Raw genomic sequence first — 14,994 nt, forward strand, 5'->3', positions numbered from 1 at the left:
GAGCATGGCGAAGGCGGTCTTGTTGTCCAGGTCACCGGCCAGGGCGCTGCCGTTTTCCTTGCCGATGAAATAGCCGAGATTGGCGCCCAGGGTCCAGTCGCCCATGGGCTGGCTGTGGGTCAGGTTGAAATATTGCTGCTGGTAGATGTCGGACAGTTCCGCGTACCACACGCCCACCTGGGTGCGTTTTTCGTTGAAGGCGTATTCGCCGCCGCCGAAGTTGAAGCGGTCGGAAGTGGCGGCGGGGCGGCCGTTCATGAACATGTCTTCCATGCTCGCATCGTTGCGCGGGCTGTTGCCGCGGAACTGGCCCCCATAGAGGCTCAGGCCGGCGATCTCGGTGGAAGTGACCTGGCCGCCGCGGAAGGTCTGCGGAAGGGAGCGACCGTCGTCGGAACGCAGGATCGGCAGCACCGGCATCCATTCGCCGACCTTCAGCTCGGTCTTGGAGACCTTGGCCTTGAGCGCGACGCCCAGGCGGCCGAAGTCATCGGCGGGGCGACCGTCGTCGTGCACCGGCAGCAACTGCGTTCCTGCCGTGCCACGGCCACCATCGAGCTTGACCGAGTACAGGCCCAGCACGTCCACGCCGAACCCCACCGTGCCCTGGGTGAAACCGGACTTGGCGTCGAGGATGAAACTCTGGGTCCATTCCTCGGCCTTGCCCTGGGCATTGTTCGGGTTGGTGAAGTTGCGGTTGAAGTAAGCGTTGCGCAGGTTCAGCGCGGCCTTGGCATCCTCGACGAACCCCGACTCTGCGGCCAGGGCGGGCAGGGCGGCACCCGCGAGTGCGACGGCGATGGCGCTGGGAAACAGATGCTGTGTGGGCTTCATGGGCTTATCTCTGGTTTTTATGGACGAAGCGAGTCGATGCCGCAATCGTGCGATTGCAGACGGTACGGTGGAGCGGGTCGGTTGAACGGCTGAGGATCAGCCGGGAGAAGCAGGGCGTGTGGACATGGCGTCGAACCTGTTGTTATTGGTTTTGTGCGAGCGATGGTGAAGCGCGCGCCGGGATCGGTTCAATCGCCGATGACGGGTTTTGGGCGATTATCGAACAGCAAAAAATGCTTTGGCGGATGGGAGTCCTGTGGGTGGTGGCTCACAAAGGCTGCACATCCAGCACTGATGCAGGCTGATCCACCGCCATCGCGAGCAAGCTCGCTCCCACAGGTTGATGTGTTGAGTTCGGAATCGATGAACAAAAAAGCCCACCTTTCGGTGGGCTTCGTGTTTCAGTGGCCAGGCATCAAATCAGAACAGTTTCATCGGCGGCGCTTTCTCTGCCACCGGCTCGTTCTTGCCGGTCTCGGCGTTCCAGCCACCGCCCAGAGCCTTGTACAGGTTGACCTCGCTGGTCAACTGCGCGAGGCGGTCGGTGATCAGCGATTGCTGGGCGCTGAACAGCTGGCGTTGGGCGTCGAGGAAGGTCAGGTTGCTGTCGACCCCAATGCGGTAGCGCCGCTCGGCCAGGCGGTAGTAGTCCTGGTTGGAGGCAACATAGGCCGTCTGGGCCTGCAACTGTTCGTTGTAGGTACGACGCGCGGCCAGGCCGTCGGAGACTTCCTGGAACGCCGTCTGGATCGCCTTCTCGTAGTTGGCGACGTTGATGTCCTTCTGGATCTTGGCGTAATCCAGGCTCGCCCGCAGGCTGCCGGCGTTGAAGATCGGCAGGTTGATCTGTGGCGCGAACGTCCAGGTGCCCGAGCCGCCCTTGAACAACCCGGACAGGTCCGGGCTCAATGTGCCGGCGTTGGCCGTCAGGCTGATGCTGGGGAAGAACGCGGCCCGCGCGGCGCCGATGTTGGCGTTGGCGGCCAGCAGGTTGCGTTCGGCCTGGAGAATATCGGGACGACGTTGCAGCAGGTCCGACGGCAACCCGGCCGGCACTTCACTGAGCAGGTCATCGCTGAGCGGTTGCGTGTTCAGGTTGGCCGGCAGGCTGGTGCCCAGCAGCAGGGTCAGGTTGTTTTCATCCTGGGCTACCTGGCGGGTGTAGCGCGCCAGCTGGACCCGGGCGTTTTCCACTGCCGTGCGCGCCTGGCTCAGGTCGAGTGCCGAGGCTACGCCGACGTCGGCGCTACGGGTGGTCAGCTGGAGGCTTTGCTCGTAGGTCGCCAGGGTGTCCTGGGTCAGCTTGAGCAGTTCCTTGTCGGCTTGCCAGGTCAGGTAGGCGTTGGCCACGTTGGCCACCAGGCTGATCTGGGTGCTGCGGCGCGCTTCCTCGGTGGCGAAGTAGCTTTGCAGCGCTTGTTCGCTCAGGCTGCGGACCCGGCCGAACAGATCCAGCTCATAGGCACTGATGCCCAGGGTGGCCGAGTAGGAACTGCTGATGGCCGCTTCGCCGGTCTGCGAGGCCCGGGCCGGCAGGCGCTGGCGGCTGCCGGAACCGGTGGCCGAGACTGCCGGGAACAGATCCGCCCGCTGGATGCGGTATTGCGCGGCATAGGCGTCGATGTTCAGCGCGGCGACCCGCAGGTCGCGGTTGTTTTCCAGGGCCACCTGGATCAACTGCTGCAGCGCCGGGTCATGGAAGAACTGTTTCCAGCCCTGTTCCGCGGCAGCCTGGCTGGCTGCCTTGGCCGGTTCGTAGGCCGGACCTTGCGGGTATTGCGCCGCGACCGGTGCTTCGGGTCGCTGATAATCGGGAATCAGCGAGCAGCCGCTGAGCACGACGGCGGCGATGGTCAGAGAGAGTAGCGACTTGCTCATTGCCCAGCCTCTTTGGAAGTTTCAGGAGCGTCGTCCTGGTCGGCATTTTTGCGACGGCCTATCGACGACACGGTCACGAAGAACAACGGCACCCAGAAAATCGCCAGGACGGTGGCGGTCAGCATGCCGCCGATCACCACTGTGCCAATGGCGTGTTGGCTACCTGAGCCTGCGCCTGTGGAGATTGCCAGGGGTACAACACCGAGAATGAACGCCAGCGAGGTCATGATGATCGGCCGCAGGCGCATACGGCAAGCTTCAATGGCAGCTTCCTGCAAGCCCTTGCCTTGTTCATGCAGTTCCTTGGCGAATTCGACGATCAGAATCGCGTTTTTGGCTACCAGGCCTATGGTAGTCAACAGCCCTACCAAGAAGTACACGTCGTTGGACAGACCGCGCAAACTGGTCGCCATCAACGCACCGATGATCCCCAGCGGTACCACAAGTACGATCGCTATCGGAATCGACCAGCTTTCATACAACGCCGCCAGACACAGGAATACCATCAGGATCGACAGCGCGAACAGCGCTGGCGCCTGGGACCCCGCGAGTCGTTCTTCATACGACAGACCTGTCCAGGAAATACCAACACCGGCAGGCAGCTTCTTGGCGATGGCCTCGACTTCGGCCATGGCTTCGCCGGTGGAGTAGCCCGGTGCCGGGACGCCCAGGATTTCCATCGCTTCCACCCCGTTGTAGCGGGCCAGTTTCGGCGAACCGTAGATCCATTCGCCCTTGGCGAACGCGCTGAACGGTACCATGGTTCCAGAGCTGTTGCGTACGTACCATTTCTGCAGGTCTTCGGGGCTCATGCGAGCATTCGGTTGCCCCTGTACGTACACCTTCTTCACCCGGCCGCGGTCGATGAAGTCGTTGACGTAGCTACTGCCCAGGGCAATCGACAGGGTGCTGTTGATGTCCGAAATGGTCACGCCCAGGGCGCTGGCTTTTTCGTCATCGATTTCCAACTGGTATTGCGGCTCGTCATTCAGGCCGTTCGGGCGAACCTGGGCCAGGACCTTGCTCTGGGACGCCATGCCCAGGAACTGGTTGCGTGCTTCCATCAGCTTTTCGTGGCCGATGCCGGCACGGTCCTGCAGGAACACGTCGAAACCGGTGGCGTTACCCAGCTCCATCACCGCCGGCGGGGCGAAGGCGAACACCATCGCATCGCGGAAGGTAAAGAAGTGCTGCTGGGCGCGGGCCGAGATCTTGAACACTGTGTTGTCGGCGTTACGCTCTTCCCATGGCTTGAGCATGATGAACGCCATGCCCGAGCTCTGGCCACGACCGGCGAAGTTGAAGCCGGTCACGGTGAACACCGAGGCCACGCCATCGCCTTCGCCGCCGTCCTTGCCCGGGCGCAGCAGGAACTCACGCATCTTGTCCACCACCACCTGGGTGCGCTCGGCGCTGGAGCCGGCCGGTGTCTGCACCTGGGCAAACAGCACGCCCTGGTCTTCTTCCGGGAGGAACGAGGACGGGATACGCATGAACAACCAGATCATACCGACGAAGATAATCAGGTAGGCCAGCAGATACGGCGCTTTATGCCGCAGGATGTTGCCGACTCCCCGTTCGTAGCTTTGCACGCTGCGGTCGAAGTTTCTGTTGAACCACCCGAAGAAGCCGCGTTTGTGCGTGCCATGTTCCCCTTTCGGGATAGCCTTGAGCATGGTGGCGCACAGGGCGGGGGTGAAAATCAGCGCAACCAGCACCGACAGGGCCATGGCCGAGACGATGGTGATGGAGAACTGCTTGTAGATCACCCCGGTGGAGCCGCCGAAGAACGCCATCGGCAACAGCACCGCCGACAGTACCAGGGCGATACCCACCAGGGCCCCCTGGATCTGGCCCATGGATTTCCTGGTGGCTTCCTTGGGGGACAGGCCTTCTTCGCTCATCACCCGCTCGACGTTTTCCACCACGACGATGGCGTCGTCCACCAGCAAGCCGATGGCAAGCACCATGCCGAACATGGTCAGGGTGTTGATACTGAAACCGAACGCCGCGAGGACCCCGAAGGTGCCCAGCAATACCACCGGCACGGTCATCGTGGTGATGATGGTGGCGCGGAAGTTCTGCAGGAACAGGAACATCACCAGGAACACCAGCACGACCGCTTCGACCAGGGTTTCCACCACGCCCTTGATCGACTCGCTCACCACCGGCGTGGTGTCATAGGGGAACACCACTTCCATGCCTGGCGGGAAGAACGGCTTGAGGTCGTCCACGGTCTTGCGCAGGGCCTTGGCCGTGTCGAGGGCGTTGGCACCGGTGGCTAGGCGCACTGCCAGGCCCGAGGCCGGGGCACCGTTGAACTGGGCGTTGATGCTGTAGTTCTCGCCGCCCAGGCCCACCTCGGCGACATCGCCAAGGCGTACTTGCGAGCCATCCGGGTTGACCTTGAGCAGGATCGCCTTGAACTGGTCGGCGGTCTGCAGGCGGGTCTTGCCGATGATGGTGGCGTTCAGTTGCTGGCCGGGTACGGCGGGCAGGCCACCAAGCTGGCCGGACGAGACCTGGACGTTCTGTGCGGAGATGGCGGTACTCACGTCCGACGGTGTCAGGTTGTAATTGTTCAGCTTGGCCGGGTCGAGCCAGATCCGCATCGCGTACTGGGCACCGAAGACCTGGAAGTCGCCGACACCCGAGGTGCGCGAGATCGGGTCCTGCATGTTCGACACGATGTAGTTGGAAAGGTCTTCCCGGGTCATGGTGCCGTCGCGCGACACCACGCCGATCACCATCAGGAAGTTCCTCACCGACTTGGTCACGCGGATACCTTGTTGCTGCACTTCTTGCGGCAGCAGCGGGGTGGCCAGGTTCAGCTTGTTCTGGACCTGGACCTGCGCGGTGTCGGAGTTGGTGCCCTGCTCGAAGGTCGCGGTGATGGTCATGCTGCCGTCGGAGTTACTTTCCGAGGAGACGTAGCGCAGGTTGTCGATACCGTTGAGCTGCTGTTCGATGACCTGCACCACGGTGTCCTGCACGGTCTGCGCGGACGCGCCCGGGTAGGTCACCTGGATCGCGATGGCCGGTGGCGCGATGCTCGGGTACTGGTTGATCGGCAACTTGAGGATCGATAGAGCCCCGACCAGCATGATCACCAGGGCGATCACCCAGGCGAAGATCGGACGGTCGATAAAGAATTTCGACATGGTTTACTCCCCTTTGCCGCCGGCTGCTTTGTCAGCTGCCTGGGCGGGGGCCGGGTTCTTGGTGCCCACATTGGTGGCTTCGGTGGCCTTGACTTCCACCCCTGGCCGTACGTACTGCAACCCTTCGGTAATCACGCGATCGCCGGCCTTGAGCCCGTCTTCGATCAGCCACTGGCTGCCGACGGTGCGGCTGGCCTTGAGCTGACGCAGCTCGACCTTGTTGTCCGGGCCCACCACCAGGGCGGTCGGCATGCCTTTGAGGTCGCGGGTCACGCCTTGTTGTGGAGCGAGGATCGCCGCGCTGTTCACACCCGCCTGCAATTGCGCATGGACGAACATGCCCGGCAGCAGGGTGTGGTCCGGGTTGGGGAACACGGCGCGCAAGGTGACGGAGCCGGTGGTCTGGTCAACCGACACTTCGGAGAATTCCAGCTTGCCCTCGTGGGCGTACTGGCTGCCGTCTTCCAGGATCAGTTTGACCGTGGCGGCATTGTCGCCGGCCTTCTGCAACCGGCCACTTTCCAGCTCGCGGCGCAGTTGCAGCAGTTCCACCGAGCTCTGGGTCACGTCGACATAGATCGGGTCCAGTTGCTGGATGGTTGCCATCGCTTCTGTCTGGCCGTTGCTGACCAGGGCGCCTTCGGTTACCGAGGAGCGCCCGATACGCCCGGAGATCGGCGCGTAGACCTTGGTGTAGCGCACGTTGATCTGGGCGGTTTGCAGGTTGGCTTCCGACTCGAGGCGATTGGCCACGGCGGTGTCGTATTCCTGGCGACTGACGGCCTGTTCATCCACCAGTTGCTTGTAGCGGTCGGCAATGGACTTGGTGGAACGCAGGTTGGCCTCGGCGCTCTTGAGCGTGGCTTCGTATACGGCCGGGTCGATCTGGTACAGCTGCTGGCCGGCCTTGACGTCGGCGCCTTCCTTGAACAGGCGCTTGAGGATGATGCCGTTGACCTGCGGGCGAACCTCCGCCACGCGGAACGCGCTGGTGCGCCCCGGCAATTCGGACGTCAGGGTGAAAGGTTGGGTCTTGAGGGTGACGACGCCGACCTGAGGAGGTGGTGCGGCAGGGGCCGCTTCTTCCTTCTTACATCCGCTGAGCAGCGATGCCAGGGCGATGGCGGTAACCAGAGCGGTAACAGCTGGCTTGAAGTGCATGGAAATCCTCGGGTCAGGCACGCAACGGGCGCACTCGAAAGGTGGAAGGTTAAAAAGGCGCATTTTCAACTAGTAGGTTGCTAAGAAATATACTTACGTACATGGTTGTTTGTAAACAGCCAAATTGCGTACCATCCGGTTTACAAAAGCCTGACAAAGGCTCGTACAGACCGGGAGCGCGTTCCATGGACGATCGCCTCCCATTCGTTCAGCTGACCTTTACGCATTGCTGACGCATCCTGATTGAGGTGGTTACTGCCATGGTCCGTCGTACCAAAGAGGAAGCCCTGGAGACTCGCAGCCAGATACTCGAAGCGGCCGAAAAGGCTTTTTTCGAGCGGGGCGTGGCGCGCACGACGCTGGCTGACATCGCGACGCTGGCCGGTGTGACGCGCGGTGCCATCTACTGGCATTTCAGCAACAAGGCGGACCTGCTCCAGGCCATGCTCGATACCTTGCACGAGCCGCTCGATGACCTGGCGCGCGCCAGTGAAAATGAAGAGGAACTCGACCCCCTGGGGTGTGTGCGCAAGCTGCTGGTTCGCCTGTTCCAACAGGTGGCCCTGGACCCGAAAACCCGACGCATCAATGAGATTCTTTTCCATAAGTGCGAGTTCACCGACGAAATGTGCGATTTGCGCCAGCAGCGGCGCCAGGTCAATCTCGACTGCAACGTGCGGATCGCGCTGTCGCTGCGCAATGCGATGAATCGCGGCCAACTGCCGGATGACCTGGATACCGACAGGGCGGCGATCGCTCTTCACGCCTATATAGACGGCATTCTGTACCAGTGGCTGCTGGCACCCGACAGCTTCGCGCTGGCGGGTGAGGCCGAGCGCTGGGTAGACATCGGGCTGGACATGCTGCACCTGAGCCCCAGCCTGCGCAAATGAAACAAAATGAGTAATTGCATCGGTTTGTGTCAATAGCGGATCGGCAAAACCCGCCGGGCATGGATCCCGGCGGGTCGTTCATGGAGCAGTTGCCAGGTCCGGCGACAACGCGCTATTGCTCGATCATGCCGGATCACCATGGCAGCTTCATGTATGGGGTGGCATAGCGGCGCCTGTGCGGGGCGATCCGCAACTGTCCATTAAATTACTCGACAATAAGGCGGACGGTGTAGCTGAAAGGTGGCTCCAGCATCTTCTGGGAAATTTCCGAGCGGCAGGTATATTCGCCATTGCCGGTGTAGGCGGTCCTGCTTTTCCAGTCGGGTCGATAACGAGGTTCGAGAACACCAAAACCGATAGGGGCTTCGAATCGGGTTTGTACTTGGCAGCCGAAATCGGACCCGTCCATTTGATAAGAGAGCAGAATTTCGATCGGCTTGACTTTTCTCAGGCTGGGTTGCCAGTCGGAAGTGGGGTAAGTGTATTTTCTTTTATTGACGAAATGGATGTTGCGAATGGACTTGGAGGCAACATCATAACCGCTCAGGGAAAAGTCCGTCGGCGGTGCCGGGTCAGTGACCATATTGACCATGTTCAGGGTACGCGGGGTGTTATTGGTGATCTCCACGGTGACCCCGGTATTGGCCAGGCTGCTGGCAACCATCCCCGGTCCGAATAGCAGGGCAAGGGTGAAACTTTTCAGAATGTTCATAGTAAGGTATCTCTTTTTACAGGCTCGCTAAAGCCCACATAGGTATTGATAGTGTGTTGTTTGGTTTTATTCAAAGGTGTTGCGTGATGAACTATTTATCGGGATTTAATTGATTGATGGCTGTGAGCTTATAAGTGGTAATCCATTGGCTGAGTAGTAATTGGTTCGGGCTTTATTATTAGCGTTGTTGAATGCTTGAATCCACAGCAGCTGCTTGTTGTCTTGTTATTTGATATTTCGGTTGTTGCTGGTCAGTCGGGTTCTAAAAACTGCAGGTATAAAAAAGCCCCGGCTCTTTCGAGTCGGGGCTTTGGGTAAGGCCTGGTTTTCTGACTTACATCACCGGGTAGTCGATATAACCCACCGGACCTTTGCCATAGAAGGTTTCCGGGTGCGGTTCGTTCAGCGGTGCATCGGCTTTCAGTCGGGCCGGCAGGTCCGGGTTGGCAATGAACGGCACGCCGAAGGCGACGGCATCGGCTTTGCCTTCGGCCAGCCAGGCATTGGCGCGGTCCTTGGTGAAACGTTCGTTGGCGATGTACGGGCCGCCGAACACTTGCTTGAGTTGCGGGCCAATGCTGTCGTCGCCTTCCTTCTCGCGCGAGCAGATGAAGGCAATGCCGCGCTTGCCCAGTTCCCGGGCCACGTAGCTGAAGGTTTCCAGGCGATTCTCGTCGCCCATGTCATGGGAGTCGGCGCGTGGCGCCAGGTGCACGCCGACCCGGCCGGCTCCCCAGACTTCGATGGCTGCGTCGGTCACTTCCAGTAGCAGGCGGGCTCGGTTTTCCAGGGAGCCGCCGTAATTGTCGGTGCGCTGGTTGGTGCTGCTTTGCAGGAACTGATCGAGCAGGTAGCCGTTGGCACCGTGGATTTCCACACCGTCGAAGCCGGCGGCCTTGGCATTTTCGGCGCCTACGCGGTAGGCATCGACGATGTCGGCGATCTCAGCGGTTTCCAGCGCGCGTGGCGTTGGATAGTCGGCCAGTGGACGAACCAGGCTGACATGGCCCTTGGGTTGGATGGCGCTGGGGGCAACCGGTGTTTCACCGTTCAGGTAGGACGGATGGGAGATGCGGCCCACATGCCACAGCTGCAGGAAAATCTTGCCGCCGGCACCGTGTACCGCCTTGGTGATGTTGGCCCAGCCGCGCACCTGGTCGTTGGACCAGATACCCGGGGTATCCGGATAGCCCACGCCCATCGGCGTGACGGAGGTCGCCTCGCTGAGGATCAGGCCGGCGGAGGCGCGTTGCACGTAGTACTCGGCCATCAGCGCATTCGGCACACGGCCTGCGTCGGCGCGGCAACGGGTGAGCGGTGCCATGATGATGCGGTTTTTCAGTTCGATGTCGCCGAGTTTGATCGGGTCGAAAATGGTGGTCATGAATGACTGCCTCGTCAGTGTCAGGGATTATTGAGAATCAAGGGGTGGCCGGTGCCAGGTCGGCATTGCCGCCCCGGCGGAAAGTGATCAGGGTGACCAGCAGCGCCAGTACCGCGAGGGCGCCGGCGGCCAGGGGCACGGCGGTCAGGCCCAGGCCGTGGTCGATGACGCTGCCGCCGACCCAGGCACCCAGGGCGTTGCCGATATTGAAGGCGCCGATATTCAGGGTGGAAACCAGGTTCGGCGCGGACTTGCCGAAGGTCACCACGTTTACCTGCAGGGCCGGCACGGCGGCAAAGCAGGCGGTGGCCCACAGGAACAGGGTGATTTCGCTGGGGATCAGCGCCACGCTGGTCCAGCTCAGCATGGTGGACACCACGGCCATGGCGATGAACACGCCCATCAGGGTGTTCGACAGGCTCCTGTCCGCCAGCTTGCCGCCGATGATGTTGCCCAGGGTCAGGCCCAGGCCGATCAGCACCAGGGTCCAGGTCACGCCACGGGGCGATACGCCGGTGACCTCGCCCAGCAAGGGAGCGACGTAGGTGAACAGGGCGAATACCGAAGCGGAAAACAGGGCCGTCATGGCCAGGGACAGCCACAGGCCGGCGCCCTTGAGCGCCACCAGTTCCGAGCGCATGTCGAGTTTTTCTTCATCGCGCTTGGCCGGCAGGAAGCGGATCAGGCCAATCAGCGCCACCACGCCGATGACGGTCACGGCCCAGAAGGTCGAGCGCCAGCCGGCTTCCTGGCCCAGTGCGGTGCCCAGCGGCACGCCGAGCACGTTGGCCAGGGTCAGGCCGGTGAACATCAGGGCCACGGCCGAGGCACGCTTGTTGGGCGCCACCAGGCCGGCGGCCACCACCGAGCCGATGCCGAAGAACGCGCCATGGCACAGGGCGGTGACCACCCGGGCGAACATCAGCACGTTGTAGTCGCTGGCGATGGCGCAGAGCAGGTTGCCGACGATGAAGATCCCCATCAGCACCACCAGTGCGGCCTTGCGCGGCAGACTGGCGGTAGCCAGGGCCATGAACGGCGCACCGATGGCCACGCCCAGGGCGTAGCCAGTCACCAGCCAGCCGGCACCCGGGATCGAGACTCCCAGGTCGGCCGCCACATCGGGCAGCAGGCCCATGATGACGAACTCAGTGGTGCCGATGGCGAAGGCGCTCAGGGCCAGGATGAGTAGCGAGAGGGGCATGGCGGGTCCTTGTCGAATCAGAGCTCTTGGCTCATTTGCTTGAGGAACTGCTGGATCACTTCCTCGTTGCGTTTGAAGAAGTGCCATTGACCGACCTTCTGGCTGGTGATCAGCCCCGCCCGTTGCAACACCGCCAGATGAGCCGACACCGTGGACTGCGACAGGCCGCAACGCTGGTCGATCTGTCCGGCGCAGATGCCGAATTCATGGTTGTGCAACTGTTCGGGGAACTGGACCTTGGGGTCCTTGAGCCAGTTGAGGATGTCTCGCCGTACTGGGTGTGCCAGGGCTTTTATTATTTCGTCGAGGTCGAGGGTCATGGAGGCAGCCGTAGTGAGTAAAACGCTATATCGCGATAAGGCGAACCTTAAATCGTTGCTTCGCGATATACCAATATGGATTCGATCTGAGCAGCGAACAAATCGCTATATCGGGTTATAACGATATGAGCCTGGCGATGCTAAGCTGGCCCCCATGAACTATCTCGCGCACCTGCACCTCGGCGGCCCCGGCCGGGAACAACTGCTCGGCAGTCTCTACGGCGACTTCGTCAAGGGACCGCTGCAAGGGCTGTATGACCCGCGGATCGAAGCAGGGATCGCCTTGCATCGACGCATCGACCAATACACCGACCGCCACCCTTTGGTGGACATCGCCCTGTCGCGGTTTTCCACGGTGCGACGGCGCTATGCCGGGATCGTGCTGGATGTGTTTTTCGACCACTGCCTGGCCCGGGACTGGGCGTTGTACGGTGAAGGGCCGCTGGTGGATTTCACGTCCCGTGTCTACCAGGTACTGCGCACCGAACCGCAACTGCCAGGGCGCCTGGCACAGATCGCGCCGTATATGGCGGCGGATGACTGGCTGGGGTCCTATCAGGAATTCGAAGTGCTGGGGCAGGTACTGCGTGGCATTTCCCGCCGCCTGTCCCGGCCTGAGGAACTGGCTGGGGCGATGAAGGAATTGATCGAGCTCTATGAGCCGCTGAGCGAGGACTTCCAGTTGTTTTACCCGCAGTTGCAGGACTTTGTACAAAACCAGGCCGCGCCCCGGATCTGATTGTGAGAGCGAGCTGGCTGGCGATAGCGGTGCATCAGTCAGCTCGTCTGCTGAATATTAAGCCGCTATCGTCAGCCAGCTTGCTCCCACAGGGGGGGGCTGCGCAGAGATCCGGGTCAGGCCGCAATTGCCGCAGGCCGTGTCGGCGCTTGCTGTTTCTCGGGAATCGTTCCGAACAATGCCTTGTGTACCGCCTGTTGCGCCTGGAAAGCCAGGGCCGCGCGTTCCTGGCCTTGGCAGGCGATGGGTTGCAGCAGGTAAATGTGAACGTCGCCCCGATCGTTGGCAAACAAGCGCATCAGGTGCGACAGCAGGTCGTCATCGCCAATGAAAGGGGCCAGGGAATCGGGCTCGCCGTTGCGCAGGTAACGGATCGCCACAGGCTGCAGCGCCACCTCGGCATCGATGGCGGCCGATAACAGGCGACCGTGGAAGGTGCGCAGGGACCGCCCGTCGGTGGTGGTCCCTTCCGGGAACATCAGCAATGGGTGGGTCTGTTGCAGGTGACGGGTCATCTGCTTGCGGATCAACTGGCTGTCGCCCGAGCCACGGCGAATGAACAGGCTACCGGCCTTCGCCGCCAGCCAGCCGGCCACCGGCCAGGTGCGCACTTCAGCCTTGGACAGGAATGACATCGGAGTGAGCATGCCCAGCAGCGGGATGTCGGTCCAGGACACGTGGTTGCTGACCCACAGCATCGGCTGTCGCGGCAATTGCCCATGGACGGTCACGGAAAAGGGCAGGGCATTGCTCAGCCGTGCCATGAAGAACCGCGACCAGCGCTGACGACGTACCATGGAGTGGGCAAGCCCCAGGCGCTCGAAAACACCGAACACGCTGGCCATGCCCAGACCCAGCGCCACCACCAGCAGGACGCGCGCGATCCGCGCGTACACCCTTGAGCGGCTCATCAAACCGCTGCCTTGAAGTGGCGGGCGTAGCGTGGGCAGAGGTCATCGCGCTTGAGCAGGATGAACACATCGGCCACCTGGAATTCCTCGTCCCAGCACGGCTCGCCGCAGATCTTCGCACCCAGGCGCATGTAGGCCTTGAGCAACGGCGGCATTTCGGCGATGACATTGGACGGCACGTCCAGGGTCGGCAACGGTTTTTTCGGTACGGCTTGCAGGTGTTCGTTGCACAGGTAGCGCTCGCGCAGGCGTTGCATGATCGCCTGGGCCTGGATGCCGCCGTCCTGCATCGCAATGCTGGCGCAACCCATCAGGTAGCTGTAGCCGCCCTCGTTCAGGACTTCGGCCAGTTCCCCCCAGAGCACCGCGATGGTGCCGCCGTTACGGTAGGCCGGGTCGACGCAGGTCCGGCCGATCTCCAGGATCGGGCCCTTGAGATGGACCAGGCCGTGGAGGCTGAATTCTTCTTCGCTGTAGAAGCGTCCCAGGCTACTGGCGGCCTGGTGGTCGAGCAGGCGAGTGGTCGCCACGAGGCGGCCGGTGTTCAGGTCGCGTACGCCGATGTGGGCGCAATGAACATCATAGTCATCCATGTCCAGACCCATTTCCGCGCCCTTGAGCTTGGCGTTGAACTCGCCGCTGAAGACGTTGAAGCGCAGGGCCTGGGCTTCTTGCAAGGCCTGGGCGCCGACCAGGCGTTCGGCTTGCAGGCGGCGTTCATTGCCGGTGTCGCTGATGCGGGCGATCTGAGTCATAGCGAATCTCCGTGCGGGCTGTTCAGTTGCAGCCAGTCGACTTTCTTTATGCAGCCATGTTGTGCAAAGTCAGGCTATGTAGCCCCGGTGTCATCACCATGAAGCTTTGGTGATGCTTATATGACAGCCCTCGAGGAACCTCCCATGCTTTGGCAAACTCTGATCGCACGTGGCGAACGGCTGACTGCCCATTCGGACCTGGCCGAGGGGTACGCGGCGTTGTTGCAACGCCTGGGGCCGGTCACGCCGTTCGAGTTGGCGGTGGCCGGCGCGCGATTGATGGCGACACCGGGACTGGCCTTCCTGGTGGGCTACCAGGCAGCGTTGCGCGCGCTCTGGCCCAGCGCGCCCCACAGCCTCGGCGCGTTGTGCGCCACTGAGCAGCGCAGCCTGCGCCCGGCGGACATGCAGACCCGCCTGGCGGATCTGCGCCTGACTGGACGCAAGGATTTCGTCACCGCCGGGGATGCCGCCGAATGGCTGCTGATTGCCGCTCGCTGCGAAGCGCCGGGTGAAACGCCACGACTGAACCTGGCCGTGGTCTATCCCGGCGAGCCTGGCGTAACCCTGGAAAAACTCCCGGCCATTACCTTGATGCCAGACGTCAGCCATGGCCGCGTCCTGCTCGACGACGCGCTGTGCGAATTGTTGGCGGGGGACGGTTGGGACGCGTACGTCAAGCCGTTTCGCACCTTGGAAGATCTTTACGTGCTCAGTGCCATGACCGCCTGGCTGTATGGCGTGGGGCAGGAATGCGCCTGGCCCCAGGCGTTGCAATTGCGCCTGCTCGCGCTGCTGGCCGGTTGCGCGCAGGTGAGCCTTCACAATCCGTCCAGCGCGTCCGGGCACGTGCTGCTGGGCGGGTTGTTCGCGCAGTTCGACGTGCTTGATGGCGAACTGAATACCGCACTGGCCGCCGGGCCTGCGCCGTGGCGCGAGATGTGGACGCGGGATAAAGCGGTGATGGAGATGGCGGCGGGCGCGCGGGCCAAGCGGTTGGCCAAGGCGTTGGGATAGTCCTCCAGACGACCACCCCTTGTGG

General features: G+C 62.0%; 13 protein-coding genes. 3 read left to right on the top strand and 10 right to left on the bottom strand.

Translation table 11 applies throughout. The annotated features are described in order from the left end of the window. The 4 genes from BT179_RS21240 to BT179_RS21255 form a co-directional block, all read right to left on the bottom strand. Nucleotides 1–834, bottom strand: an 834-nt coding sequence (locus BT179_RS21240) for an OprD family outer membrane porin (RefSeq protein WP_072449279.1), incomplete at its 3' end; no start/stop codon positions are given. A 420-nt stretch (nucleotides 835–1,254) separates the two neighbouring features. Beyond that, complete coding sequence (locus BT179_RS21245; RefSeq protein WP_072399252.1) at nucleotides 1,255–2,712, bottom strand: AdeC/AdeK/OprM family multidrug efflux complex outer membrane factor; 1,458 nt, start codon at nucleotides 2,710–2,712, stop codon at nucleotides 1,255–1,257. Next, entirely contained in the window at nucleotides 2,709–5,873 is a 3,165-nt protein-coding gene (gene emhB, locus BT179_RS21250; protein ID WP_072431897.1) for an efflux RND transporter permease subunit EmhB, read from the bottom strand. The genes BT179_RS21245 and emhB overlap by 4 nt, the downstream gene beginning before the upstream one ends. 3 nt (nucleotides 5,874–5,876) lie before the next feature. Then, nucleotides 5,877–7,034, bottom strand: a complete 1,158-nt coding sequence (locus tag BT179_RS21255; RefSeq protein WP_072399248.1) for an efflux RND transporter periplasmic adaptor subunit — start codon at nucleotides 7,032–7,034, stop codon at nucleotides 5,877–5,879. A 260-nt stretch (nucleotides 7,035–7,294) separates the two neighbouring features. Here BT179_RS21255 and BT179_RS21260 point away from each other — a divergent pair, with 260 nt between their 5' ends. Beyond that, entirely contained in the window at nucleotides 7,295–7,927 is a 633-nt protein-coding gene (locus BT179_RS21260) for a TetR family transcriptional regulator (RefSeq protein ID WP_072399246.1), read from the top strand. 205 nt (nucleotides 7,928–8,132) lie between these two features. On the opposite strand, the gene BT179_RS21265 is transcribed toward BT179_RS21260, so the two are convergent. The 4 genes from BT179_RS21265 to BT179_RS21280 form a co-directional block, all read right to left on the bottom strand. Further along, nucleotides 8,133–8,639 (bottom strand): hypothetical protein, encoded by a 507-nt coding sequence (locus tag BT179_RS21265; protein WP_072431898.1) that lies wholly within the window; start codon nucleotides 8,637–8,639, stop codon nucleotides 8,133–8,135. Between the two features lie 334 nt (nucleotides 8,640–8,973). Then, on the bottom strand, nucleotides 8,974–10,023 hold the full coding sequence (locus tag BT179_RS21270) for an alkene reductase (protein WP_072431899.1): 1,050 nt from the start codon (nucleotides 10,021–10,023) through the stop codon (nucleotides 8,974–8,976). A gap of 37 nt (nucleotides 10,024–10,060) precedes the next feature. Then, nucleotides 10,061–11,227: an MFS transporter gene (locus tag BT179_RS21275; protein ID WP_072431900.1), complete on the bottom strand. Its 1,167-nt coding sequence runs from the start codon at nucleotides 11,225–11,227 to the stop codon at nucleotides 10,061–10,063. A gap of 17 nt (nucleotides 11,228–11,244) precedes the next feature. Next, nucleotides 11,245–11,547 (bottom strand): ArsR/SmtB family transcription factor, encoded by a 303-nt coding sequence (locus tag BT179_RS21280; protein WP_003198672.1) that lies wholly within the window; start codon nucleotides 11,545–11,547, stop codon nucleotides 11,245–11,247. Between the two features lie 154 nt (nucleotides 11,548–11,701). Here BT179_RS21280 and BT179_RS21285 point away from each other — a divergent pair, with 154 nt between their 5' ends. After that, nucleotides 11,702–12,286, top strand: coding sequence for an acyl carrier protein phosphodiesterase (locus tag BT179_RS21285; protein WP_072399238.1), 585 nt, complete (start codon nucleotides 11,702–11,704; stop codon nucleotides 12,284–12,286). A 116-nt stretch (nucleotides 12,287–12,402) separates the two neighbouring features. Here BT179_RS21285 and BT179_RS21290 read toward each other — a convergent pair whose 3' ends face one another. Together BT179_RS21290 and olsB are read right to left on the bottom strand one after the other, a co-directional pair. Beyond that, a complete protein-coding gene (locus tag BT179_RS21290; protein WP_072399236.1) occupies nucleotides 12,403–13,197 on the bottom strand; it encodes a lysophospholipid acyltransferase family protein in 795 nt (264 codons plus the stop codon). Further along, on the bottom strand, nucleotides 13,197–13,952 hold the full coding sequence (gene olsB / locus BT179_RS21295) for an L-ornithine N(alpha)-acyltransferase (RefSeq protein WP_072399234.1): 756 nt from the start codon (nucleotides 13,950–13,952) through the stop codon (nucleotides 13,197–13,199). The genes BT179_RS21290 and olsB overlap by 1 nt, the downstream gene beginning before the upstream one ends. 144 nt (nucleotides 13,953–14,096) lie before the next feature. Here olsB and BT179_RS21300 point away from each other — a divergent pair, with 144 nt between their 5' ends. Then, a complete protein-coding gene (locus BT179_RS21300; protein WP_072431901.1) occupies nucleotides 14,097–14,969 on the top strand; it encodes an acyl-CoA dehydrogenase middle domain-containing protein in 873 nt (290 codons plus the stop codon). Nucleotides 14,970–14,994: the final 25 nt, after the last annotated feature.

Origin of the sequence: Pseudomonas sp. NFACC43 (assembly GCF_900119645.1) — a bacterium.
In the GTDB taxonomy this organism is placed as follows: domain Bacteria; phylum Pseudomonadota; class Gammaproteobacteria; order Pseudomonadales; family Pseudomonadaceae; genus Aquipseudomonas.